Source organism: Cohnella soli (assembly GCF_042655525.1).
GTDB lineage: Bacteria > Bacillota > Bacilli > Paenibacillales > Paenibacillaceae > Cohnella > Cohnella soli.
The window spans coordinates 477570-503339 of the sequence record NZ_JBHSMI010000052.1 but is presented as its reverse complement, the minus strand read 5'-3'; the positions used below and the strand labels follow the sequence as shown (position 1 = coordinate 503339).

The 25770-nt window shown below is 53.1% G+C and carries 24 protein-coding genes; 4 read left to right on the top strand and 20 right to left on the bottom strand.

Annotation, left to right across the window (positions count from 1 at the left end):
- The first annotated feature begins 77 nt into the window (after window positions 1-77).
- Window positions 78-950 carry a helix-turn-helix domain-containing protein gene (locus ACFPOF_RS26220; RefSeq protein ID WP_378138547.1) on the top strand — a complete coding sequence of 291 codons (873 nt, stop codon included), beginning with the start codon at window positions 78-80 and terminating at the stop codon, window positions 948-950.
- A 19-nt stretch (window positions 951-969) separates the two neighbouring features.
- On the opposite strand, the gene ACFPOF_RS26215 is transcribed toward ACFPOF_RS26220, so the two are convergent.
- From ACFPOF_RS26215 to ACFPOF_RS26155, 13 genes are all read right to left on the bottom strand, one after another.
- Entirely contained in the window at window positions 970-2250 is a 1281-nt protein-coding gene (locus ACFPOF_RS26215) for a DUF455 family protein (protein WP_378138276.1), read from the bottom strand.
- A gap of 101 nt (window positions 2251-2351) precedes the next feature.
- The gene (locus ACFPOF_RS26210; protein WP_378138274.1) at window positions 2352-3164 is read right to left on the bottom strand and encodes a phytanoyl-CoA dioxygenase family protein; all 813 of its coding nucleotides are present in this window, start codon (window positions 3162-3164) and stop codon (window positions 2352-2354) included.
- Between the two features lie 252 nt (window positions 3165-3416).
- Window positions 3417-5759 carry a family 78 glycoside hydrolase catalytic domain gene (locus ACFPOF_RS26205; protein WP_378138272.1) on the bottom strand — a complete coding sequence of 781 codons (2343 nt, stop codon included), beginning with the start codon at window positions 5757-5759 and terminating at the stop codon, window positions 3417-3419.
- Window positions 5760-5993: 234 nt separating this feature from the next.
- Window positions 5994-6932 carry an AraC family transcriptional regulator gene (locus ACFPOF_RS26200; protein WP_378138270.1) on the bottom strand — a complete coding sequence of 313 codons (939 nt, stop codon included), beginning with the start codon at window positions 6930-6932 and terminating at the stop codon, window positions 5994-5996.
- A 212-nt stretch (window positions 6933-7144) separates the two neighbouring features.
- Window positions 7145-8101: a C-terminal binding protein gene (locus ACFPOF_RS26195; protein WP_378138268.1), complete on the bottom strand. Its 957-nt coding sequence runs from the start codon at window positions 8099-8101 to the stop codon at window positions 7145-7147.
- Window positions 8098-10125, bottom strand: coding sequence for a hypothetical protein (locus ACFPOF_RS26190; RefSeq protein ID WP_378138266.1), 2028 nt, complete (start codon window positions 10123-10125; stop codon window positions 8098-8100). The genes ACFPOF_RS26195 and ACFPOF_RS26190 overlap by 4 nt, the downstream gene beginning before the upstream one ends.
- 27 nt (window positions 10126-10152) lie before the next feature.
- A complete protein-coding gene (locus ACFPOF_RS26185; protein WP_378138264.1) occupies window positions 10153-10797 on the bottom strand; it encodes a cyclase family protein in 645 nt (214 codons plus the stop codon).
- 18 nt (window positions 10798-10815) lie between these two features.
- On the bottom strand, window positions 10816-11817 hold the full coding sequence (locus tag ACFPOF_RS26180) for a zinc-dependent alcohol dehydrogenase (protein WP_378138262.1): 1002 nt from the start codon (window positions 11815-11817) through the stop codon (window positions 10816-10818).
- A 12-nt stretch (window positions 11818-11829) separates the two neighbouring features.
- Entirely contained in the window at window positions 11830-12597 is a 768-nt protein-coding gene (locus ACFPOF_RS26175; RefSeq protein WP_378138260.1) for an SDR family NAD(P)-dependent oxidoreductase, read from the bottom strand.
- Between the two features lie 490 nt (window positions 12598-13087).
- Window positions 13088-14233 (bottom strand): GntR family transcriptional regulator, encoded by a 1146-nt coding sequence (locus ACFPOF_RS26170; protein WP_378138258.1) that lies wholly within the window; start codon window positions 14231-14233, stop codon window positions 13088-13090.
- 91 nt (window positions 14234-14324) lie between these two features.
- Window positions 14325-15452, bottom strand: a complete 1128-nt coding sequence (locus ACFPOF_RS26165) for a beta-galactosidase (RefSeq protein WP_378138256.1) — start codon at window positions 15450-15452, stop codon at window positions 14325-14327.
- Window positions 15453-15500: 48 nt separating this feature from the next.
- Window positions 15501-16241, bottom strand: a complete 741-nt coding sequence (locus tag ACFPOF_RS26160; protein WP_378138254.1) for a sugar isomerase domain-containing protein — start codon at window positions 16239-16241, stop codon at window positions 15501-15503.
- A 1-nt stretch (window position 16242) separates the two neighbouring features.
- Window positions 16243-16989 (bottom strand): sugar isomerase domain-containing protein, encoded by a 747-nt coding sequence (locus tag ACFPOF_RS26155; RefSeq protein WP_378138252.1) that lies wholly within the window; start codon window positions 16987-16989, stop codon window positions 16243-16245.
- A 175-nt stretch (window positions 16990-17164) separates the two neighbouring features.
- Here ACFPOF_RS26155 and ACFPOF_RS26150 point away from each other — a divergent pair, with 175 nt between their 5' ends.
- Both ACFPOF_RS26150 and ACFPOF_RS26145 read left to right on the top strand, forming a co-directional pair.
- Window positions 17165-17941, top strand: a complete 777-nt coding sequence (locus tag ACFPOF_RS26150; RefSeq protein ID WP_378138250.1) for a DeoR/GlpR family DNA-binding transcription regulator — start codon at window positions 17165-17167, stop codon at window positions 17939-17941.
- Between the two features lie 3 nt (window positions 17942-17944).
- Window positions 17945-18937 carry an N-acetylglucosamine kinase gene (locus ACFPOF_RS26145; RefSeq protein ID WP_378138248.1) on the top strand — a complete coding sequence of 331 codons (993 nt, stop codon included), beginning with the start codon at window positions 17945-17947 and terminating at the stop codon, window positions 18935-18937.
- Window position 18938: 1 nt separating this feature from the next.
- Here ACFPOF_RS26145 and ACFPOF_RS26140 read toward each other — a convergent pair whose 3' ends face one another.
- The 7 genes from ACFPOF_RS26140 to ACFPOF_RS26110 form a co-directional block, all read right to left on the bottom strand.
- Window positions 18939-19253, bottom strand: coding sequence for a hypothetical protein (locus tag ACFPOF_RS26140; RefSeq protein ID WP_378138246.1), 315 nt, complete (start codon window positions 19251-19253; stop codon window positions 18939-18941).
- 18 nt (window positions 19254-19271) lie between these two features.
- The gene (locus tag ACFPOF_RS26135) at window positions 19272-20798 is read right to left on the bottom strand and encodes a hypothetical protein (RefSeq protein ID WP_378138244.1); all 1527 of its coding nucleotides are present in this window, start codon (window positions 20796-20798) and stop codon (window positions 19272-19274) included.
- Between the two features lie 282 nt (window positions 20799-21080).
- A complete protein-coding gene (locus ACFPOF_RS26130; RefSeq protein WP_378138242.1) occupies window positions 21081-21890 on the bottom strand; it encodes an SDR family NAD(P)-dependent oxidoreductase in 810 nt (269 codons plus the stop codon).
- A gap of 39 nt (window positions 21891-21929) precedes the next feature.
- Entirely contained in the window at window positions 21930-22691 is a 762-nt protein-coding gene (locus tag ACFPOF_RS26125) for an SDR family NAD(P)-dependent oxidoreductase (RefSeq protein WP_378138239.1), read from the bottom strand.
- Between the two features lie 14 nt (window positions 22692-22705).
- On the bottom strand, window positions 22706-23488 hold the full coding sequence (locus ACFPOF_RS26120) for an MBL fold metallo-hydrolase (protein WP_378138237.1): 783 nt from the start codon (window positions 23486-23488) through the stop codon (window positions 22706-22708).
- Complete coding sequence (locus ACFPOF_RS26115) at window positions 23481-23903, bottom strand: cupin domain-containing protein (protein ID WP_378138235.1); 423 nt, start codon at window positions 23901-23903, stop codon at window positions 23481-23483. Before ACFPOF_RS26115 ends, ACFPOF_RS26120 begins: the two co-directional genes overlap by 8 nt.
- A 14-nt stretch (window positions 23904-23917) precedes the next feature.
- Window positions 23918-24880 (bottom strand): C-terminal binding protein, encoded by a 963-nt coding sequence (locus ACFPOF_RS26110; protein ID WP_378138233.1) that lies wholly within the window; start codon window positions 24878-24880, stop codon window positions 23918-23920.
- Between the two features lie 183 nt (window positions 24881-25063).
- Between ACFPOF_RS26110 and ACFPOF_RS26105 the strand changes: the two genes are divergently transcribed.
- Complete coding sequence (locus tag ACFPOF_RS26105; RefSeq protein ID WP_378138231.1) at window positions 25064-25744, top strand: GntR family transcriptional regulator; 681 nt, start codon at window positions 25064-25066, stop codon at window positions 25742-25744.
- Window positions 25745-25770 lie beyond the last annotated feature (26 nt).

Genomic DNA, 25770 nt, shown 5'->3' with positions numbered 1-25770 from the left:
CCGCTTTTTTCTTTAACGACGTTCCGATATAATGAGAACCCAAACAGACTGCCGATGAGATGGGGGACTTGGCTGACATGCCATGGAGCCGGTTGCTGCCTACCGTAAATGAAGCGTTAATGGTTCAAATCGGGGCCGGAGGGTACGCCGGTCCCCGGATCAATCCGGATCACCAGATTTTGTTCGTCTTCCGCGGGACGGGACAAATCGTCATCCGCGACCGGGTTTACACGGCCCGGGCCGGGGACGTCTACTGCTACAGCGCCAACGCTATGCACACGATCGTCGGGGACGGCGAGCATCCGTTCCTGCTGGGCGGAGTCCACTTCGATCTGGACCGGGCCGATCTGGAACCTCTCGGCGCCCGACCGATTTACACCGGTCTGGAGAAGGCACAGGACGAAACGGTCGGCATCGAGCTGGCATCGGCCCGCATCCCGGAATATTTGAATCTCTCGCTCCATCATCCTGCCTACCGGTTGATGGCGGTACTCGTCGAAACGTTCGAAAACCGCTCGGAGGACCACGCCTGGGCTTGCAGAGGAATCATGATCCAACTGCTTGCCAGCCTGCTTAAGAGTGTTCCAACCGTTCAGCCGGAGTTCAAATACTACGAATACGATCACAAAATTCGGAGCCAGCTTAACGCCCTTGAAGCCGAAGGCAAGCTGCAGCATATGAAGGTAGAGATGCTGGCGGAAAAGCTCAACTTGAGCACCAGCTACTTTTTTCACATTTTCAAAGCGTGCTTCGGGGTGTCGCCCCAAAGCTATCTCATTACGAGTCGCGTGATGGCTGCGAAAAAGCTGCTTCGGGAATCGCTGGACTCGCTGGAACAAATCGCCGACCGCTGCGGGTTCGGCAACGTTCATTATTTTTACCGGGTGTTCAAAAAAGCCGAGGGCGTCACGCCCGCGGCTTACCGCCAGCAGTCGCGCAACAGCTTGTAGCGTGCAGACGGCTCCACCCCTACGCTTGGCGCATGTGCCGCAGCACCGTTTCCGTCGTATGGCGCCTGTCTTCCGGCATCGTGCGCTTGAAGGAAGCGGCGATGTCCGCATACAGAAATTCCAGCCGCTTGCCGATTTGTTCGACGGCCTCCTGTACGGTCCGTTCTTCCCCAGCCTGGCGAAGCAAATCTTGCGCCCACTTGTGGCCGTATTTGACGTGGGTCGTCTCGTCCGCCAGATCGAACTTGAGCAGCTCCAGAACCAAATCCGTTCGATCCGTCTCGGCAGCCAGCCGCTCCAGAAAGCCGGGCTTGATTTGAAAGCTGCCGGGCTCGTAAATGTGCGTAATCGCGAGGTAGCGTTCGTGCGGTGCGAGCGCCATCGTCGCCGAATAAGCGCCGAACGTCGTCTCGAATTCTTCGGGACGGAAACCGAACAGGTCGAGCAGCCGGTTCCCGAACTCGGAATGTCGCGCTTCGTCCCACGTATGGCGCGCGACATCGTAATAAAATTCCCAGGGCATCCCCTTGACCTCGTACAGCACCGAGCCCAAAATTTCCACCGCGTCCATCTCGTTGTACAGCCAAATCGCAAGCGCCACCCGTTCCAGCAGGAGCTCGCCGCCGAGCAGGCTCCCTTCGTAACCGTCGATCGGGAATACGTTGGTTAGGTGCGCGCCTTCCGGACGGTGCGGCCGTTCCGAAAAGGCGTAGTTCGCGCCGGCAAACCGCCGCAGCGAACCGATCGTCCCGGTTGCATCCTCGGCCAGGATGCCGCCGGCCGCCTCCAGCAGCGCACGGACGTGCGCCGCCCAGTCGGAATCCCGCTCGGTATTCGCCTGCCGGCGCTCCAGATACATTTGGCCGTAGCGGATTTGCTCCTCGAGTTCCAAGGCGATTTGCTTCAGCAGGGCGAACGTCGGACGATCGGGCAGTTCGTGCCGGTCGTCCATATACAAAGCGTAACCGTCGCGGATGGCCGGCAGCAGCGTCCCGTACATAGCGCCGAGAAACGCCTCCTCGCCCTGCGCGAACAGCATTTCCTCGGCGACGTCCGCCAACGCCGGATGCAACGCAGCGTTCGGCTTCCCGCCCGGCAGCTCCTTCAGCCGCTGACGGATGGCCTGTACGTGAGCGGCCCATTGGTACAAATGCCTGGCCGTCAAATACTTGGCTTCCACGTTCGGAAGTTTAGCCAGCCAGGCTCCGGCGAGAGGGATTAGTTCCTTTTGAAAACTCATGATTTTGCGCAGCGTCTCGGTTTGTCCGATTTTTCGCAAATCGTTTCGGCTTCGTTTCACCGTCCTGCCCCCTGTCGGTTTGGTGATCTCGGACTGGCGCAAGGAAAACATGCAGGGCTTCCTCCGGTGGAAGGAAAGCCCGCCTCTTCGGTCAACCGTTCTTACTTCTGCTCGGCCAGCGCTTCCAGAGTCGACCAATGGTTTTCCATCGAGGCCGGATCGATCGCGTCATTCTTGCGCTGGTAACGGAAATCCATCGAAATGCGCAGATGGTCGGTCGTGCGGTTGTCCAGCGCTTTGTGCACCGTCAGACTGTGGAACAGCAGCACGTCGCCTGTCTTAAAATGCGTGCTCCGCCAACGCGTCCCGGGAATGTTCAGCTTGTCGTCGGGAATGCCGACCAGCCGGTTGATCTGCACATGCTCGATCTTGCCGGCTTTGTGAGACCCCTCCAGCACGGCGAGGCCGCCGAGCTCCGGGGGACAGTCTCCGCAGGACATCCACACGGTGAACGTCTCTTGCGTTCCTTGAATGTAGTGATAGTCCTGGTGCGCCGGCGTCGTTTCCGTGAAGCTCTGGGGAAACGTGATGCGGCACAGCCGTCTGCGATGATTGACGATTTCCCCTTCCAGCAGCTGCGTAAACAGCTGGATCAACGACTCGTTTTGGGGCAGCGCGTTAAATCGTTCCGAATGGAATATTTCCTTGAACAATGGACTTGTCGCGAATTTCAAGCCGGTCGGGTATTCCCCGCCTGCGAACAAGCCCTCCATCAAATCGTCTCCCGGCTTCGCGTAACCGTACTTCACGGCGCGCTCGAGAATCTCTCTGCGCAAATCGAGCATCGTCTGTTGATCCATGAAACCGCGGAAGAACAAATACCCTTTGTCCAGCAGCCGCTGCCGCAGCTGTGCCGGGTTGTCCAGCAGATCCCGGGAATCTTCGAATTCGTCGAACTTTTCGTGTTCGCTCATGTTTTTTTCCTCCATTCAGCAACAAAGATTTGTTTGAAAAGCGTCTCACCCCCTATTCTAGTGAGCCCGCCTCCAAAAAGATTTGCATGAATCTGCTCTATTTTTGTCCGCATCGTTTTTCATGGCGGAAACGGCAAAAGTGACCGCATTTCGCGGTTTTTGCTGCAAGGTTTACTTGTGAAAAAGGCTCAAGGACGGCAACAGCCTACGTAAGCCGTCTGCAGCCATCCTTGAGCGCTGAGAAAATGAAAATCAATGAAGCTCGCCAAACTCTAGCACCAGTTGGCGCTGCACCTCGAACCGAGTGTCCGGCGCGATTTCCTTATCGTCCAGCACCATCCGCGTAATCGGGCGCTCCCCTTCGAACGAAACGCGAATCGGACGATCGGTGCGTAGTGCGTACTCCCATTCTCCTGATGAAGTCCGCTTCCACTCGATGTGAACCATGCCCTTCTCCGCCAATAGCGGCACGCTTCCGTAGGCGGAATCAAGCGTCCCCGGCTGGAAGCGCAGCCGGTAACGGTACAGATCCTCGCCCGGTTCCGGGATCAGGCCCAGCGCGTACCGCGAAAGCTGCCAGGTCGGCGAGCCGGACCAAGCATGGCAATGGCTCCAGCGCGTGTCGAACACTTCGAGCAGCGTGGTCACGCCCTGCTCCCGCATCCAGCCCCAGCACGTCCGGTACTGCTCCAGCACGAAGTCGGCCTCTCCAGCTTCCCATAACGCCTGCAGCGAGAAATGGGAGAAGCTCGGGGTGATGAGGCGGTCGTGGTTGGCCAACGGATGGGCCAGTCTGTTCGCTTCCGGATTGTTCGGGAAGCAGTCCATCATATGGTTCTTGATGAAGGCGACGGCGCGCGGTTTCGTCTCGTCGTCAAACAACCCGTACAACAGGCCGAGCACGGTCGCGTGATAGCCGGCCTTTCTCGCTTCCGTCGACGAGGCGCCCTCCACCGGGACCGATTTCGCCAGCAGTCCGTCCTGCGTGATATAATGTTCAGCCACGATGCGGCGAATCGTATCGTACTGCGCACGACGCTTTTCCGCCTTTTCGGGCTGGCCGCTCGCTTGCTCCCATGCGGCCATTTGCTCCAGCGTGCGAAGCAAAGTCAGATTGAGGCTGACATTGATGTCGCCCGGTGCAACGGAATGCCCCCAGTCGATGAAGTCCCATGTGCCCGAGGTAGGCAGCGTGCCTCGAAGCTTCAAGTTCGCGAAAAAGTAGTCAATCGTGCGTTCTGCCGTTTCATAACATTCGTCAAGAAGGCTGCCGTCCCCGGTTAGCCGGCTGTAGCGGAAACAGCCGTCGATCCAGTACAGCGCGTACGTTGTCAAATAAGCCTCTTGCCCCGGACAAAGCCCGGCCGCCAGGCCGTCCTTTCTTCTCCGGTACGAGGCCTGCTGCAGTCCGCGGCGAATGAGCTCCAGGTCGCCGAAAGAAACGCCCAGCAACTCCATGCCGATTACGGCGGCGTCGCCGATCCATTGCCCCCGCTCCCTCGTCGGCGTATCGACAAGGGCGTCTTCGCTGCAGGCGCGCAGCGTCTCCACGCCCATGCGCCAGATGTCGTTCAACAGCGAATCGCTGCACTGGAAGGTGCCCGCGGATTCTCCGTAACGGGTGCGCAGCACGCCTTCCGCTTGCAGCGAAACGACCGCGGAAGGAGCGGCCGCGATATGCACTTCGAGAAAGCGAAAGCCTCGCGGAGCGAACGTCTGCATCTGCTGCGGCCCGCCTTTGGAGATCCAGCGGTCGACATGGCAGGACGTGCTCGCCGACAACGGGATGACCGGGAATACCCGCCCGTCGGTCAGCGATTCGGCATATCCCGATTCGACGACCGTTCCCGGCGGCGCATCGATTGCGATGCGCGGACGGTACAAGCCGATTTTGCCCAGGTCGTACCGGACCCAGACGCCGTCGGCCGGCAGCTGCGGCTGCAAAGCCCGGCTGATGAACCGCACCGGCGGATCGTCGTTCACGTAGCCGAAGCGGTCGGCGTATGTACCGCGCGCAATTTCTGAGGCAGCAACCGGCAGACGAAGACAATCGCCGACGGTTTTGGGCCGGTAAGCCGCATTCCCGAGCGGGCTGGCAATCTCGTGCGCATCTGCCCAACCTTCGCCGTCGAAAGCTTGGCGCAGATCCGGCAACTGCCGGGTGTCGCAGCTTTCCATCCAGCCGAGCTGCCCGTTGACTCGCCGGTCGATCGGCTCGAAGGCGGTCAGTTCCTTGCATTTCCACGCCAGCGGAATCGGCCCGTTTCTCCCGACCGCTTCGCATTGCAGGAAGGGATGGATGCCCCCCAGCAAAATGCGCGTGTGCACGCCGTAATCGTGCACGATCACGGATAAGACATGGCGTCCGGCCGGCAGGTTCAACACGTGCGCATCGTATTCGGGATGGTCGGGCGAGAAGCGCGCCGGCCCCTCCGCGATTTCCTCACCGTTCCAGTAAACCCGGTACAGGCTGCTGCCGAATACGTTCAAATGCACGTCCTCGGCTTCCTTCAAAACAACGGGCGATTGGAACGCGACGTATACATTTTGCGAACGGGACGGGGACGGATGCCATAAACAAGGCACGTTTTTCATCGGAATCGCCTTCCTTCTTCTTCGGTTTGGTCTGATTGTATCAATCGGACTGCAAAACCAAGGAGGCCGCGTCTATCATCTTTGGTGGACAATTTGATCATTTCCGTCAGCCTTAGGGACGAGCCGGACAGGCGCTTGGGTCTTGCAGACAGTTCGCCTTGGCGCAGGCACATTTGCCGATAGGCGTTTTCGCTCGTCTGGGCAGTTCTTCGCTTACCATGCGCCGGACGGTCCTCATTTCGCGCGAAGAAAATGCCGGCGATACTGCATCGGGCTGAACTTTTCATATTGGCGGAACAGGCGGCTGAAATATTTACTATCCTCGTATCCGCAGGCGTAAGCGATCTCCTGGACCGGTAGCTTCGTGCCGAGCAGCAGCAGCGCGCCTTTCTCCATCCGGAGCTTAGTGAGATATTCGTGAGGGGTATTGCCGGTCTGTTCCTTGAACAGCCGGTGAAAATGCGGGGCGCTGAAAAACACGGTCTCCTGCCATTGGTGCAGGATGCCATCGGAAACGGCGTTCTGCCGGACGGCGTCGTGCATTTTCAGAATATAATGCGTGATGTCGGAACGGTCCCGCGGTTTCCCGTTTTTCTTGCGGTCCGTCAGGAGGGTGCAGCTCAGGGTGCCGTCGTGAAGCCGTTCCGCGAGCAGAAGCAGCAGTTGCAAAAAAGACGTTTGCAGCTCGAGCTTCCGGAACGGGCGGTCATCGGAAAACGCGTCGGCGATTCGCCGAACGAGCGCCTGGATCTCGTCGCCCGCCCTGTCGATTCGGACCATGTTCGGCAGCCACAACGAACTTAACTCTGCCGCTTCCCGGGGCGTTTCATCCTGCCGGATCGGCCCTTCCTCGTCTCCGACAATGTATACGAGTCCTTCCGACTTGTGCGGTTCCCAATCGAAATGTACCGCCCAATGCGCGTGCCCGGTCGAAGGATCGGGATCGTCTTTGAACGAATGAAGCACCCCCGGCGGAACCATGAGCAGCGACCGTTCCGCATACGGGAAAGCTCCGTGCTCGGTAAACACCGTCCCCCGGCCCCGGTCGACGAAGATGAGCTCATGATCGCGAATGTAGCGCGAAGGTACTTTCATCGGGTAGTCCGTATAGTGGGCGAACCGGATATGCGGCCGGATTTCCCGAAACTGGGCCAGTTGCACGAAGGGAAGCATCGACATTCTCCTATCTGTGGAATAGCTAGTATTTGCAAGTAATCTCCTGCGACGACATTACTATATTGAACGACTAAAGTAAAAACGGAATCCAGGCGTTTAACTGGGATTCCGTTTTTTTTCGTTAGTACATCCGCATTTTTAGATCTCTAAAATAATCGTCGAAATTGACCCCTATACCAACCAGGCGTGCAAATTTATGCATGTTCCAATTATTTTTTGTTCACCACATTCGGGATTTCTCTTCCCTCGAGGAAGTCGACAATGCGATTAGAAGTCAAATTCCGCAAACGCGCTTCCGATTGCTCGGAATACCAAGCGATATGGTTCGTCACGATGGCATGGGGATGGTGCAGCAGCGGATGATCGTTTGCCGGAGGCTCCTCAGTCAGAACGTCCAACCCGGCAAAAGAAATGTCTCCGCTGTTCAGGGCGTCCAACAAATCACCCTCATGAATAAGCGGTCCGCGCGAGACGTTGATGAGTACTGGCTTCTTCTTCATTTTGGCAATCCTTTGTTTATTGATCAGATGCTTGGTTTCTTCCGTATAAGGGCAGTGCAGCGATATCAGATCGGATTGCGCCAGCAATTCGTCCAAGGACACCAACTCGACGCCTTCGGGCGCGTTGTCTGGGTGTAAATAAGGATCGCTAACGATGATTCGACAGCCGAAGCCTCTCATTCGAGTAATGACCTGCGCTCCGATCCTGCCCATCCCGATCAATCCTAGTGTTAAATCAGACAAGGCCATGATCGGCTTAAGCTCGGGCATGTTCGTCCATTGTCCTCCGCGTACAAGCGCTGTTGAAGGGAAAAGCTTGCGATGCGCCGCAAGCAACAAACTAACGGCATGGACGGCTACTTCCTCCAAGCAATAATCCGGCACGTTCATCACCGTAATTCCGCGCGCGCTTGCAGCCTGCAACGGTATACTGTCCAAGCCGATGCCTTCTCTGGCAATGAGCTTCAAGCTGGGCATTCGATCCAATAACGCTTCCGTCACTAGCTGCAGCTGCACAACGAGAACGTCGGCATCCTTGACCGTATGCGGCAAGTCTGCAGTGGCAACGCCGTCATAGACATCCACTTGATAGCCGGCATTACGCAGAATCGTTTCTTCTATCGAGTAATCGAGCGTCGAGAAATTAACTAAGGCGATTTTCTTCATTTTGTCGTGGGCGCTCCTTTAACGAGATAAAACATTCTGCTCTGCCAGCTGCCGATGCGGTCCAGAGACAGGATGATTTCGCCGACGCCTTGTCGATAGGCGCTAACCGGCAACAAGCTGCTGCTTCCATCGGCCATCAGCTCATAGACGGCTCCTTTGTCCGCCGCCACTCGTAGCTTGACCTCCAACGCGCTTGCTTCGTCGAACGATCCGTTTAATAGCATGACGAACCAGCCGCTGCCATCCTCCGCTTCCTTGACGAAAGGCACCACCTTACAGGTCCGGTCGATGATCGCGGGAAGACGCCCGTAGCTCAGCCAATCGCATATTCGCAGCAACTGCGTTCTCTTGACCGCGGAATGAATGCCCTGCCAAGGCGTGTAGCCTTGAACAGCAACCCGGCCGCCCAGCGAATTCTCGTATACCGAGGAGGCAGGCGCTAAATCGATGTTGGTGAAACTGATCAGGCGGCTAAGCACGCGTACGTCCTCGTGAAGCGGCTTTAAGGCGTATACCAAGCTCTTCGACAACGAATTGCGCGTATCTCTTTCCTCGCCCTGATGACCGTCGTTCAACGGATCGTCCGTTAAACGTTCCACGACGCCGTTGTCGTAGGTTCGGTCAACCGCAACCCCGCAATAGGCGCCTAAGCCGCGTTCTGTGAGAATCTCCAAAGCCCGGCCATCCAGCAATACCCCGCGACTTAACATCGCGATGAGCTCTTCATTCGAGTACGCCTCCGGCATATTCCCTGAGAGGATGACTCCGCAAGCGGAATCCGGCGTCATCGCAAGCGGAATGCCGATCTCGCTAAGCACGTAAGGCTTAGGGGTGTTGTCCACCGCGATGCTGTCGAACCAATTGCCGTTCTCCACTTTCCGTTTGGCTTCATAATCGGCAGGCAGCGCTGGATACAGCCCCGAGGCTCTATAGTTGCCGGCAATGCGCTCCATCTCCGCCCACATCGGTCTGCTAGATTGAATGCCGAGCATCAGCTCGTGATATTCCTCAAGCGATCCTTTCTCGCCCTTAAGCGCATCGAACGCAACGCCGTTCGCGCCGGCCATAATCGCCGCTGTGCATTCCAAGAGCGTAATATGAACGGATTTGGACAGTCTTTGGAACGGAAAATTTTCCAGCTCGTACTGGATATCCCGAACGGAGTCCGGGTAGAGACCGATTTGGCGATTTGTCTCATGAATTTTGCGAACGAGACCGAACGGCTTGCTGTCTTCGAAAAACCCGCCGCCCGGTCGGGCTTTCACGGCTTTCAAAGCTTCAAACCATTTCGGGTAATCGTTGCCGGAATACGTGGAGATGCTGAGACTTACCGTCATCAAACCTAGTTCGATGGATGAGTCGACGCCGCGAACGGCTTCCGCGATGTGCTCGAGCAAACGCGCGATCGTCTCGATATTTTGCTCGACCCATCGCTCGCGTTCGATTCCGCCTTCACTCGAGTTCAACCGGTTCACCAGCTGCTCTCTTTTGAAGTCGGATCCGTATTTCCGATTATAGATTCGCAAGCATTCCGGACAGAAGCAAGAGTAGTCCACGCCTAAACCGAACATCCGAACGTCGTCGTCGACCCAAATAAAGGCCGGTTTCGTACGCGCGGCGAGGATATATTTCTTGGCGATATAAGCGCGGAAATCGGCGGAGTTCGCGCAGAAGCTGCTCGTGGAGACCTCCCCGTTCGGGTCCATGGCTCCTTGATAGGGCAACGCCGGCAGGAAGTCCCAAGCCTCCGGCATATGTCCCAACGTGGAGAGCATATTCACGCCGACGTTCCGGAAGCCGGCCGCCCGTAGGCGCTCGATCCGGTTCTCGATGATGGCGCATCTGGCGCCGAATTCGTCCAAAGGAAAATACCCGTAATGCCAATATTCCGTAAAAATCGCGAGCTCGTCGACCGCATCCTTATACTCCTTCAGAAAAGAAAGAAGCTGCTGGAACTGCTCCTCTTCCTCGTATCGATGCACCACAATCCGAAAAGAAAGCTTCAAATCGCCTGATTTATTCATTGCATGTATCTCCTCTATTATCGAATGTTACAGCCCGACCATCGCGTAAGCCCGAATCGGCGCTCCGTCTCTTCCTCTAATCTTCAAAGGCGCTGCGGAGAAGAAAAAGGTATCCGTTCCAATATCGCCTAGATTCGCCAAACCTTCTACGATGACGATTTCTGCACCTAACAATACTTTATGAACGGGGTCGTAATCCGTTGGGTTCGGTGTAGGAACGTCCATCCCGATTAATCCGATTTTGCGCTCGGCCAGCCACCTGGCCAATTCAATCGTCATATAAGGAAAATCGCTGAAATAATGCCGCCCCGGAAGCTGCTTAAACCAGTCCGTGCGATAGATCACTTTCGAGCCCTCAACGATCCTGTCTGCATAGGGCTCGAAGTCTTTAATCTCGATCGGTTCTTTCGGCTTCTTGTGAGTCAAATCCACGAGAATCGCTTGGCCTACGCATTGCTGCAAATCCAATTGATCCACCGTTTTGCCATCGTCCAGAAAATGAAATGGCGCATCCAAGTGCGTGCCTTGATGGGTCGCCATGGAAAGCTGAGTCATGTTGTACCCGATGCTTGCGACCGTATTGTGAACGATTACAGCGCATTTCGGATCCCACGCAAAGTTAGGTGCGTCATGATAGATCTCAAGCGACAGATCGACGATTCTGACAGTCATACAAATTCCCCTTCCGCGTTATGGTTTTAGAAAGATTTTACAAGCACTGCTTTTTCCTTCTACCAGCTCTTTGAACGCTGCGGGTCCATACGCCAAACTACGCGATTCGGTCCAGCCTCTAATATCGATTGCCCCCTGTTTCAGAAGCTCGATTGCTTGCCGGAAATCCTCATGAGAATAAGTATAAGAGCCGATAAGAGAAATCTCTTGTCTGACAAGATGGTTTATGGGCAACGCGGATTGATCGTGGCCTAACCCCACCATGACGATCGTGCCGCCCGGGTCCGCCATTCGCATCGCCTGCTCTCTCGTTCCCTGTACGCCAACGCAATCGATGATTGTCGGGATTCCTTGTGGAAACAGCTCTTCGCGTTGATCTTCCAGCTGACTTGGAGATCGTCCGATAGCTCCTAATCTCTCCGCGTGTTCCAGCCTTGCCGACTGAAGATCAACAACGACGATTCTGCCCGCCCCCATCTGCTTGGCGGCTAACAGACAAAGCAGACCGATGGGTCCGGCGCCATAGATGAGCAGATCGTTCAGCGATTGTAGTCCGAGCTTAACGGCATGGATCGCGACGGCTAACGGTTCTGCAAGCGAAGCCAGTGAAGCATCCATATCCTGCGGAACTCGAAACGCATTTTCGTAAGGTACGGCAACGTATTCGGCAAAGGCGCCAGGACGGTGAATCCCGATTATTTGGCGATTGCGGCAAATATTGATTTTCCCCGACAGACAGTTCGCACACGTGCGGCACGCAATCAGTGGATTGACAATGACTTTGTCTTCCAGCGACAGGCCGCTAACCTGATCTCCCATCGCTGCGACCCGACCGCAGAACTCATGCCCCATTATAAGCGGCGGGACGCGAATGCTGCTGTGGCCTAGGTAGCCTTCTAATTCGCTTCCGCATATGCCGACGCTTTCCACTCGAACGAGTACCTCATTCGACTGAAGGCTTGGATTTGCCGTTTGCTCGATCGTTAGTTTCTCAGGTCCTTGATAAATCAATGCTTGCATGTTCCACAGCTCCTATTTCGCAAGATAGCCGCCATCAACCATGAAATCCTCACCGGTGATGAACGAAGCGTCATCAGACGCCACAAAGGCTACGACACCCGACACTTCTTCCGGGGTACCTTGACGTCCCAGAATATGAAGCTTGGAAACACGCGCATTCTCTTCCTCCGGATCGATCCCCAACTGGATGCAGCTGTTATCGAAAGCATCGGTCCTGATGTAGCCTGGGCACACGCTATTGACGCGAATACGAAAGCCGCTTAAATCGATCGCCCAACATTTCGTCAATCCGCGAATCGCGAACTTGGTCGCATTATAAGTCGCAAAGTCGGTCTGTCCAACGAAACCGCTTACAGAGGACAGATTAATAATGGCCCCGGCACCTGTCTTCTTCATCAGAGGCACGCAATATTGGGTGACCAGCGAAGTGCCCACGATATTCACATCCAGGATTTTCTTCCATTCTTGTGCCGTTGCATCGATCCCTCTAAAAATAAATTGGGCGGCGTTGTTGACCAGAATGTCTACGGTACCCGATACTTCGGCAACTTTGTCGAATGCTTCTTTGATTTGATCCTCTTTACTGATGTCCACTTGCACGAAATGTACGGGATTTCCAGTCGCAAGCTGAATGTTCTTGGTTGTCTCCTTGCCTTCCTGCTGCTTCAGGTCCAAAACCCATACTTTGCAGCCTTCTTCGCTTAACCGATGGGCAATGGCCTTCCCCAACCCCTGTGCTCCGCCTGTCACAACGGCAACTTTTCCATTTAGTCCTCGCACAGCACTTCACCACCCCTAAGCTTTGATAATTAGAGTATAGGGGCGGCGTCTGGATATGTCTATAAGTCCATTTATTATTTTATATACCCAATAAGGAAAGAGCCGTCCTCGAAGCCGATTTTTGTTTTCGTTCCTTTCGCTGAAAATAACCCGAAAAAGCCGAATTGGAGCGACGCGAAAGCGCGACAACGAGCTTGCAGTCTGGTGAAACCGAATTGGAGCGATGCGAAAGCGCGATAACGAGCACGTAGTCAGGTGAAACCGAATTGGAGCGACGCGAAAGCACGATAACGAGCACGTAGTCAGGTGAAACCGAATTGGAGCGACGCGAAAGCGTGATAACGAGCACGTAGTCAGGTTAAACCGAATTGGAGCGACGCGAAAGCTCGATAACGAGAGAGCCGATTGTGTAGTTTCCTTCAAAAATAGGCAATGGTGGCGCTTGGATAAATCCCCAAACACCGCCTTTTGTCTCAAATCGAACTAGAACTTACTTATGATACAGATTCGTTTTTGGGGGATGCCCAATCTCATTCACTTCGATCAACCGGGGCTCCACCCGTCTGAGCAACGCTTCCGTGTCTCGTTCCATCACATTGATCATCAATTGCGCTGCAATGATGCCTATTTCCGCCGGAGACTGATCCACATATGCGGCAGGCATGATGCATTCAGGCGCGAAGCTTGGTTCGTCGCAGCTGACGATCGTCATGTCGCGTCGGCCCAGTTGCCAGCACGCTCTTCCAATGAATTGAGCAATCAAGGCATCGGCAGCCGCAATGGCTTCAAGCTCCGGATGCTCTTGAATAAAGTCCATGATCTCTTGCGGCACGCCGTGCGGTCCCAACTGATTCGAGCCCTGTACGACTTCTGAAGAAATGATCAAGTTCCGATCCCCGGGCAACGGAGGGACTCCTTTTTCCAACAAAGCCGTCTGAAAACCAAAAAAGCGTTCTCTCACGCCTACGGTATACTGGGAAGGATAACTCACATAGCCAATATGCTGCTTTTGGCGGCTGACAAGAAACTGGCCCATCAGATAGCCGACTTTCTCCGTATCGCAATGTACGCCGTTTACTTTAATGTCGCGTAAATACTTCTCAACGAACACGAGCGGGAACTTCTCCAAGATCAACCGCAGCATATCGTCTTGAAAATATTCGGCTCGGCTGGCGACGACGATCAAGCCATCTATCGGGAGATCCAACAGTTCTTTGATCGTCGAAGTCTCTCCGTCATCGGTATCATTGATCCGCTTAAAGATCAGGTGATACCCTCTGCGGCTAAGCTCAAATTCAATGCCGGAAATTAAAGAGAATTGATACTTGAACTCCATCCACGGCATTATTAATCCGATCTTTTTGGACGATGGAATAAACATCGCATTCTCGACAGCCGATGCGGGTAGAGAGAGCTTTTTGTCCGTGACGAATGTCCCTCTCCCGCGATGACGATACAAATAACCACCGCTAACCAAACCGGTTATGGCGTTTTTCGCTGTAATGCGGCTTACGTTGAATTGATCCGCAAGGATGCGCTCAGCTGGTAGTTGTTCGTGAGGCTTCCAGACTCCGGATTGAATTTTATTTAAGATATATTGCTGAATTTGATTGTACAAAGGAATCTTCTGCTTCATTTAAACGAATCTCTCCCTATAAACAGCTCGTAAAGATTGGGGCTGGATATAAAGAGTATATTCTATATGCATCATACTCACAACTGGCCTTTCATTGTGAGAGCGGAATCAACTTGCCCTCTCCTGGTTCCAGTCGAATCGTCAATTGTCTGTTGTCATCGAAGACAATAACCGAATCGGCCGGTTGCGAATAATCACGGTTAACTACGAATATCGAATGGGGATGGTTGTCGCTGGAGAAGCAACCTGCGATGGCCGGATCTCCTTCCAAACTTACAACGGAACCGAAAGATTGCATTACGCGTTCAACACCGGCCGGCGTTTCTCCGGATACGAGAAGCCCTTCGGATTGCAGCGACTGCAAGATCGGACCTACGATAGCCACTTCGTCGTTGACACGTTGAACATTCCAATAGGTAGATGTCTTGGCGCCGTCCTTCCCGATTAGCGCCTTCTCGAACGTTTCGCCGTTCGCGGCGTCCGGCGTCCAATAGGTGAAATATTGAATTCCCTTCGCGCCGAAAGCAAGACTCATATTGACCTGCCAACGAATTTCCGCTTCGTTCGGCTCCCTATGCGTGCCATTGTACGAAAGTGCCTGAATAAACACCCAGAACGGCACTTGGTGCAAATGGCATGCTTCGCGGACCGTCCACAAGTTCGAGAAATAAGTCGCCTTCACCGAACCATTCATCCTTAGCGGATAATAGTCGTACGATAACGCCTTCGGCTTGAATGTCAGCAAGAACTGCTCCACATGGTCCGCATATGTTGCTGTTCTTAACTGCTGGGCGGATGCATAGTCAGGTAACAAATTCACATAAGCCAGTCCGTCGGGAGCGCACGATTCGTAGCTTCGGGCAAGCGCGGCCAGGCGTTCGAATTGATCAGCACCTGGCTCGTCGAAGAACAAATGTCCGAGATAGGCTGGATGAGAGGAAAATCGGGAAATTAGCGGCTCCATGGCCGACAATTCGGTCACGCCCAAATTTTTTACGCGCGGATCGTTAACCAAATATTTCAATCCGTTTGCTTGCGCGCAGTCCAAGGCTTTGGCCACCGTCTCCTCACCGTGTTCGATTTCCCTGAATCCGATCACGAATGTAAAACCGGCATCGCGAATTTCTTTGTACCTTGCGATGGAGACCTCATCCGCCGGAGGCGGCACCCAAAGCCCGATCGGAAACGGTTGCATACTGGCGGCAATCGACTCATACATAGCTACATTCCCCCAATCGTCTACACGGCCAACACGGCCTGTCTTTGCCTACATATAGTGGATCTGATCCCGATACTGTTCCAGTAACGCCTGATTGTACGCATCCCCATCGTCCAAATTGCCGGAAACGAACACCGGCGGCGTCACGCCGCGTTCGATCAGCAAGCGCAGCGTCTCCGAGACGACGCCATGCAGGATGGTTACTCCGGTAACCGTGGATATGGCGGCTGTCTTGACCTGCAAACCTTCCATTTCCAATACCGCATCCCCGTCCGGGCACAGAAGGTCCAGAATAAAGTCCGCGGCTTCAAATAGACGAAGCCCGCTGGCATGACGGCTCGTTACAGCTTGGGAATAGGTCAAAGAAGTGAGTGCAACGACGGAAATCCCTCTCCCCTTCGCCCACAAAGCCATCTCTACAGGAACGGCATTACGTCCGGACACCGAGGCAATGATCAATACGTCGCCTTGTTTAATCGAACTCTCGGACAGCACAGCCTCAGCAATTCCCGGTATGCGTTCATAGCGGCTTGTTTGCGTCACTGGACGGACGTCCACCGTCATGCCTGGTAGGAAAATCGGATTCATAAGCAGAAAACCACCAGCTCGGTAGTACACTTCCTGGGCGAAAAGACTGGAATGGCTACAGCCGGTAATAAAGATGGACTGCCCGCTCTCCGCCTTATCCGCGAGCAACCTGGCGACAGCGGTCATCGCCTCATGCTGCTCGCTCTGAATCCGCTGTACCGAGTCGATTACGCTTTGGCAATATTGCGCGATCGGGTCCATCTCAATACCCTGTCTCTTCGTAGCGCCGCATCTGCGTATCGTTAAACTTATCGCTTCCCGGGTTATTAATGGATTTCAGTACCGTCGGCGTTATTCCGCGCTGCGACAAAATTTGTACGGTTTTGGCTTCGACCGCCCACATGATCGCCGCCGACGAGATCCCCGAAGCCGGACAGATGGCAGCGTCCATGTCCGGAACTTGGATCATCGCGTCCAGAGGCGGAGCGCAATTGTCAATCACCAGATCGGCCGACTCGAACAACCTTTTGCCGCTGGAATGATCACTCTTCAGAAGCGAAGAGTAAGACACACTCGTAAGAGCGATGACCGTCACACCGAATTGTCTGGCTTCCAGCGCAAGATCGACAGGCAATACGGTTTTGCCGGATACGCTTCCGATGACGAGGACATCGCCAGGCTGCACGTTGCTCGATCTCAGCGCATATTTCATCAAGCCATCCAGGCTGCGGTCCTTTTCTCCGTCTCCGGGACGATTGCGAACAAGATTTTGAATTTCGAACTTCATGGATAGTCGCTTGAAGCTATACAATCCGCCCGCTCTGTCAATCAATTCGCTGTCGAGCATGTGACCCGTGTCGAAAATGTGAATGCATTTTCCATCCTCGATCGCCGAGGCAATGATTTCCGCGGCTTGGTCAATGGAATTGCTTTGGGTTTGTTCTACCCGCTCAAGCAATTCATGAATTTTATGGAAATAGACCTGTCTTAAGTCGGCTTGTTGTGTCATGATCATCATTCTCCTCCTCATAAAACCTTTCGTTTCTTTTCGTTTATATTATATTTTCTTATTTTTACTAGGTCAACTCTTATGTTTTCCCTGAATTTGTTGTGAAAGAAAAGGTTTTAATATAGAATCGAAATGAAACCACCATTATTTCGGATCGCGCAAGGAGAGAACATCGATGTACGCTTCGCAAAGAAGGAACGAGATCTATAAGCTGGCTCAGGAACGTCAGTTCATATCGGTAGCTGAATTGAGCGCGTTGTATCAAGTGTCGGAAGTGACCATCCGATCGGATCTCAAATTCTTGGAACAACAAGGGAAACTGCAGAAGAATTACGGTGGAGCGGCGATCAATCCAGACGTATTGCAACCGCTCTCACAAAACGTGCTTCGTTTAAGCGATATCAAAGCTTCCATCGCTCATCAAGCGGCCGCTCTCATCGAAGAAGGAGACAGCCTCTTCCTCGATGCCAGTTCGACGACCATTTTGCTGGCGGATTACATTGCCAAGATGAATAACGTGACGGTCATTACGAATTCGATCCCGATCTTCGACAAGCTGAAAGAATACCATAATGGAACGGTCATCAGCATTTCCGGCACTTTAAATCCCTATTCTCAATCATTCGTCGGACCTTTTGCCGAAGAAATGATCTCCAAGATCAGGGTGAGCAAAGCGTTCATAGCTCCTAAAGGCATCTTGCCGGAAGGGCTGCGGGACAACATTGTGCAAGAAGCGGCCATTCGCAAAAAAATGATCGAATCCGCCGAGAAGGTGATCGTGCTTGCGGATCATAGTAAATTCAATAATGAGAACTTTGTTTTCAGCATAAGCAATTTTGACAAAGTCCATCGCTTAGTTACCGACCAAACGCCGAAAGAGCCCTTCTTTAGTCTGTTTCAACAGAAAGGAATCGAGGTTGGGATTACCGATCACACAAACAGCGAGGGATAACGAATGAAATATATCGTGTCTTTGGATGGCGGCGGAACGAAAATCAATTGCCTGATCGCGGACGAACGGGGCAAGCTGATTGGACGATCCATTGCAGGTTCGACGAACTCTTGGTTCGATACGGCCGAAGACATTCATGCTACTATTCGCAAAGCTGTCCTAGAAGCGCTGGAAAATGGCGGTGTTGCGGTTACCGACGTCGCATTGATCTATACTGCAATGCCGGTAATCCAAACAGAGGTCAGGCGTGCCCTGGTCTCTGTTTTCGGTGAACAAACCACAATCGAGGTCTCGGATGAATTTACATTATCGCTTTTTGGAGCGATCCAAGAGCGGTACGGGGGCCTCGTATTATCGGGCACCGGTTCGTTCGCCGCCCTGCGCAGCCACGACAGTTATACGCATATTGGCGGCTGGGGAGCTCTCATGGGAGACGAAGGATCGGGTACGCACGTCGGCCAACAAGCGTTAAAGGCTTGCGCGCTTATGGTGGATGGCCGCGGCCCGTCTACCCTGCTGCTGAGCGACATTCTCCGCTTTTGGAATCAGGACAAATTGCTTGACGTAGCCTTGAAGCTCTATTCTGCAAAGCCGAACCTTCAGCGTAAGCTCGTCTCCTCTCTTTGCCCCATCGTCGGACAATGCGCGAACTTGGGAGACGAGATTGCCATTCGTATTATGGAGGAGGCTGGAAAGCAGCTAGCCGATCAGATGCTCTTCGCGCTGGAGCGGACGAATGCACACCATTTACCCCTCACAGTCTCAGGCGGCGTATGGAAAGCGAGCCCGCTAATGTTCCAGACATTTTGTCGACACGTGAAGGAGCGATTTCCGACGATCGCCATCGCCCCTCCGAAATATGAACCTGTTCTCGGCGGCATTTTACTCGGACTTGAAGCGCTTGGCGTCGATGCCAATCAAATGAAGCATCCCGAGTACGACGATTATTCATTCCCGCATTTACATCAGACTCCGCCCCACACCGAAGGATCATGACTTATATCGAATCGACATTTATTGTGAATTTCGTTTGACCGGAGGGTCTGTCCCACATGATTTCCGTTCCTTCAGAATGCAAGGTTAGCCCCGTTGACGAATGAATATTCGTTGCCTTATGGCTTTCAGGCAGCCGAATGTGAAGGATTAACCATTCCGCACTACTGTCCGCTACAAGCTCGATATTGCCAATGATCTGCCGGTTCTCGGCATCATACGTAAGACTATAGCTTACTTTGCCAACATGACTCGGTGCATCAACGATACCTATCGTCTCACCACTGACAAGCCAATCTCGATGTGTTCCTCTTGCCAAATGCAAGCCTTTTCCATCTTACATGATCAAGCAGTCCCGCATTAACCGAAGAACAGCCACAGGGGTCCATAAATGCTGGCGGTCTCCCGAACAATCGGCAGTACCTGCTTCTTGGCCGCGTTCCTCGCACCAGGTAATGAGAGGAGTTGCGTGATTCAATGAGTTGTATAAATAAGAAATGGCCGCATCGCCGTTACCGCGCGTCAAATGAGCTTGCGCTACGTTATCAAGCGTAGCTGCCACCCACATGCCCTCAAGCATCCAACCGGTATGAAGCAGCATACCTCCAAGACTCATTCTCGCTTCTATATAACGAATCGTTCCGTCAAGCAATTCATCATCCGCACTTAGAACTCCGCAAGGCGTCAGGGCATTTAATGCTCCCCATCTACTTCCTACGGTTTTCCCGGCAACACCTGGAATCCAACGATAACCTTCATCTTGAATGGCACCGGCTGCCAACGATTGTTTAAGATCCGCTACTCCGCGTTCATAATATCCACGAAATTCTGCTGCTTCGTCCGTCAATTGCAGGATTTCAGCCGCCTCAGCCGTTAAACGATCAGCATACAAGCTATAAAAATTATGCGGATAAAACACACCGTAAAAGTCGTCATCATCCATCAAACCGCAATCGCCAAAACCGCGCGGCATCAGGCCATATTCAGTTGTTCGTAGCCCGCCCTCAAGCACTCGGGTAGTTGCGCGCATTTGCTCCTGCCAACGGCTGCTTGCCACCATTCGCGGATAGTTTTCTCGAAGAAAATCGATATCCTTTGTCAAACGATAATGCTCCATAACCGTCCATGCTTTAAACCCGCTAACGCACCACATCAGATGGTTCCAGCCCCTAGCGTCCATCCAGTCTCCGTTATCCTGCTGCTGATCTATCGCCATTATGAATCCCAGCTTAGCTTCTTCATGCAGGCCAAGCTGATCTAAAGCGATACAACCTAACAAGGGCTCTGTCGAATTAGGAGCACGATAGACTTCAGTGCCGGGAGTCGGCGCCAGATAACCATCCGCAACTGGCTCACGCATCATAAAAACATCTGCCAGAGAAGCATAATAACAAGCTCGCAAGGAAACGTCAGGCACTTGAATTTGTACGGCTTTGGCCAACAAACGCCGCCAAACCTGTTTAGCTTGTTCGGCTTCCTCCGCCCAATTCATTTGTCGAAGCGATTCCAATTCTTTACGATAGGCTTTATAGGGCCGGATTAAATACACTTCTGCCGATTCACCCGCCTTGAGCTGCCAGCTTAGTTGAAAATTTGCCGGTTTAGTAGTTACGGAATAATCGCCTACTCCAAAAAACAGAATACGATCCGCCCGTTCTTTCCACCCCGCCAATAAAAGATCATTCGGCTCGGATCGGCTAACCCAATGGGGATTGTAATAATCAATCGGAAAGTCTGATCCACATTTAAGCTGATAAGTATGTTCCATTTGATCGGTGTTCGTAATCGTTACTTTGGTAATCGCCGCAGTAGTGCCGCCTGTAACCTCTAACTCTAAATTTCCACGTTGATCCTCAAAGCTCATAGGAATTCCTGCAATTCTACAGGAATTGCCGCGTATTCTCCGCGGAAAAGCCAGTTTTCCTGCGAAAATGCAGTTTTTTGACCGATTTCTCGCTCAAATCATCATATTGTCGATTGATTCCTGTATTTTCGCAGGAATATCGTTTTGTCGGTCGAGGGGCTCCTCAAAGCCTGCATAATCGCATCTTTTGGCGACCAGTCCAGGCAGGTAGGCTCGCGGGCTTAGAGCATGTCTGAAAACCCGCCCAAGGGCAGCTTTCACCACCAGCCTTCCCGCCTCACATCAGACTCCGCCCAAGATCGCCGGGTCATGATGAAAGGAGGGCACCTGCTCCGGCCCCTGATATGCGTTATATCCGCCATCGACGTAAAGGACCGTTCCCGTAATATACTCCGCTTTGGCCGAGCATAGAAATAGAACGGCGTCTGCGATATTCTCCGGAGTTCCCAGACGCGCCTGAGGCGTTCTTCGCACCATATCGTCTTCTTTCAGGAGGCCCGCGATGAACGCCTGATTTAATCCTTCGGTTCGAATATATCCGGGAGCTACGGCATTCACCCGGATCCCGTCGAGCGCCCATTCGCAGGCGAGCGTTTGGGTGAAGCTGTCCACGGCCGCTTTGGAAGAAGCATACGGAAGACGCCGGCTGACCCCTCCCGCGCCAAGAATGGAGGAAATATTAACCACCGAACCGAGCCCTTGCTTCAACATCAATTTGCCGGCTGCTCTCGCGCACAGAAACATCGATTTGACATTCGTATCATAGATAAAGTCCCATTCATCTTCGGTAAAACTTACTATCGGTTTACGGATTGTCGTACCGACATTATTAATAAGCACATCAAGCCGGCCATATGTCTGATGGATTTCCGCAAATAAAAGTTCCACATCTGAGGCGGATGATACATCCGTCCGAATGCTCTTTGCTTTGCCTCCCATGGACTCAATCTCACGCGCGACTTTGTCCGCAGCGCCGCCATCAATATCCGAGATCACGACGGTAGCGCCTTCCTTAGCGAACGCGATCGCGGTTGCCCTCCCGATTCCGTTGCCGGACCCGGTGACAAGCACGACTTTATTTTCAAACTCCACTCTACTCATCCTTTCGCTGCGATTGGCTCGCGAAACCCTTTATGATTTTAGGAAAAACCGCGTACTGGAGCCTCCGTCGACGGTTAACACTTGCCCGGTAACAAAATTCGCGTCCGAAGATGCGAAGAACGCGACGACTTTGGCCACATCATCCGGGTATCCGATCCGACCGAGCGGAATCTGTGCGCCGATGGCTGCCGGATCATGAGCCGGATCCTCGTGAAACTTCTCCACGTCCGTGGCTCCTGGAGCAATCGCATTCACCTGAATATTGAATTTGGCAAGATCAAGCGCAAGCTGCCGGGTCATGGCATTAATCCCGCCCTTGGATGCCGCATAAGCCGAATACTTCGGCATCGTCGTATTCCCGTGAACGGAGCTGATGAAAATGATTTTGCCTTCGCCCTTCTTAATCATGTCTCTCGCGCACGCTTGGGCGCAAAAAAAGGCGCCCTTCAGGTTCGTATCCAACACCTGATCCCATCGCTCTTCGGTCACTTCAAAGAAGTCGTACGTCGGATCGATGGCCGAGTTGTTCACCAAAATATCGACTCCGCCCCATTGCTCGCGGATAGCCTCCATCATCCCACCGATCTGCTTGAAGTCGGAGAGATCCGCCCGAATAAGCAACGCTTTTCCGCCCATTGAACGGATCGTTTCCGAAGTTTCGATAGCCTGTTGTTCGCTGCTGCGATAATGGATCACAACGTCGGCGCCTTCTTTGGCCAATTCCAGCGCAATTCCGCGCCCGATTCCTCTTCCCGCTCCCGTGACGAGCGCGATCTTCCCTTGCAGCTTCATATGCGAACACCTCTCTAAATCAAAATAATCTCGCCTTGGGTCAGCATTAGCGTGCGGGTCTTCGGTGCCATACTCTCCGCTTCTTCCAGGAAAGCAAGCGGATTTCCGCCCGAATTTCCTGGCAGCATCCAGTAGTGGCAAGGGATCGCCGTTCCCGGATTCACGAGGGAGACGGCTTGCGCCGCTTCTCGTTCGTCCATATTTCCGTATTTCCCGTTGATGGGGGCGATCATCAGATCGATGGCGAATTTCTCGGAGATGCGCTTCATCTCCCCCTCATTTAAACAAGTATCCCCCATGTGATATATCGTTTTGCCATCCGATTGGAACACGATACCCACTGCATCCGGAGCAAGCTCGCCATGATCAGCGAATGTTCCGTGAATTTCCATGCCCGCATGCAGATAGGATCGTCCGTCCGCCAGCGCAAAGCACCGATCCGCGGCAATGCCGAGGGCAACAAGCTGCCTGATCGTTTCAGGCGGCGTATAGAAAGGAAATTCCGTGGAGACGATCCGGCGGACGCATTCCTCGTCCAGATGGTCTTCATGGTGATGGGTGATCAGGTAAGCTGATATCGGCAGGTCGTTCAGCTCTTCCGGGTCGATGAGGGAGGGCATGATTCTTTGGAAATGCCTCCCCAACTTCGTGGCGCACGAATCGGTAACATAGGGATCGATGAGGACATAATCGCCGTTAGACCGTTTGTAGATAAACCCCGCCTGCCCGAGACTGCACACCGCGACCCTGCCGGGTTCTACCTCGGTATCGCGCAATTTTTGCAATAAATTAATCATGAATCGTCACGTAAGACTTGCCCCACTCTTGGATGCGCTGATCGTATACAAAGTTTGCGCCTTCCTCCGGATGCTTAGGCCACACCGTGAAAATAACCAACTCTTCCGTGTCGCTCCTATTGGCGATGGCGTGGTAGGATCCGCCCGGAATGAATACGACGTCGCCCGGCGACAGATCGTATTCTTGGCCATCCAGTCGCACCACCCCTTCGCCTTTCATAATGAGATACAATTCGTCATATTCGGCCGGGTGATTATGATCGGCATGTTTGGCTCCGGGCGCCACGATTCCCATGTTGATCTGGACGTTCTGGGTTGCAGAATTCGTTCGGTCTATGAGCATTTTCGACGAGTACGTTTCGTCGACGAACAATGTTTTGACTTCGGAAGCGCGGACTACGTTACCTTTACGCATGAGATGAACACTCCTTAAATTTTGTTTTTGTTGACGATCGAAGGGACAGGTCTGCCTTCCAGATAATCCATGATGCGAATCGAAAGCAGATCCCTTAATCGGTTCTCGGATTGCTCGGAATACCATGCCGCATGTCCGGTCACGATCGCTTTAGGATGGTGGAGCAAAGGGTGCTCCTGTTCCGGAGGCTCCCGTTCCATGACGTCCAGCGCGGCTAAGGACACGGTGCCTTCGTCCAGAGCGGCGATTAAATCGCTTTCGTCGATGATCGGTCCCCGTGAAACATTAACGATGGCCGGCTTCCTTCGCATTCGGGCAAACGTCTCGGAGCGGAACATGTGACGGGTTTGTTCCGTCAACGGGCAATGGATCGTGATGATGTCGGACAATTCAAGCAGTCGATCGAATTCGATCATTTCCGCATTGGGAGGCAGTTCCGCATTGACCAGGTATGGATCGTAAATGAGAATCCTGCAGCCAAAAGGAGCCATCATCTCGATCACTTTCATACCGATCCGCCCTGTTCCGACGACGCCAAGCGTAATCTCTTTGATCGCGCGAATCGGCTTCAATTGTTGCACTTTACCCCAGATGCCTGTTCTCGGCAAAGACGACGCGATCGGCAATTTACGGTTCGCCGCAAAAATGAAGCTTACCGCGTGCTCCGCTACTTCATCGATGCAATAATCCGGAACGTTAATGACCGGTATTCGCCGTCTGGACGCCGCTTCGAGATCAATATTGTCAACGCCGACGCCGTATCGTCCGATGACTTTCAGGCCCGGCAGCCGATTCAATAGTTCATCCGATACCTGCTCCAGATTCACGATCAGTCCTTCGACATCCGTTAGCGAAGCCGCAATATCCAGAGGGTCTGCGCATTCATAATAGGCGGCTTCATAACCGGCCGGCTCGAACAGTTCCCGCTCCCTCTGGTCGCCGAAAATACCCGCGCCCAATATCGCGAGCTTTCTCATTTCCCTCTCTCCTTTCCCGCAAAGCTCATCTAAAATCCTTCTCGCAAAATAAATATACAATTTAAATGTTTTGTATACAATATTTATTTTACGTCTACCGGAACGGAATGTTGAATTCAAGTATCAAAACAAAGTACAATCATTTTTAAGAAGATCGATTCAGATCGGGAGAGGGGCAGTCAGATGAACAAATTAGATGATCCGCTTGCGCGTTCGCTTCAGGCGAAAGAAATCGTTAAGCGGCTAAGAACCGACATTATTCTCGGCGAATACAAACCCGGTTCCCGATTAATCGAATCGAAAGTCGCCGACCAGCTCGGCTGCAGTCGAGCGCCGATCCGAACGGCATTCCAATTGCTTTCGCAAGAAGGGCTGGTGCTAAATCTATCCAACGGCGGCACCGAGGTGATCGGCTTCACGTCGAAACAAGCCCATGATTTATTCGAATTGCGCCTTCTGCTCGAACACAAAGCGCTCGAACAAATTTTGGCGAACCGATCCTTTCATTTCCGTCCCCTTTTCGAATCGATGGAACAATTGGAACAACGTAAGTCCATTCCTGGAAACACGCCTTCGAGCGCGGAGACATCCCTTCTTGATATTCAATTCCACCGCAGCCTGGTGATGATGTCGGAGAACAGCCCTCTTCTCGTTGCTTGGAATACAATGGCGAACGTGTTCCAAGCAATATTGGAAATTACAAACATGACCAGCCCTACCTACCAGCATTTTTACGAAAGCCATCGCCGGTTGGCAGATCTGGTCATACAGAGGAATCCCGATGCACTAACCGAGCTGACGCGCCATATCTCAAATGCGAAAGAGATCACGATCGCTCGACTTGAAAAGAACATGAAAACTTAACAGCGCCGCGTTTCCTCAACAAGCGA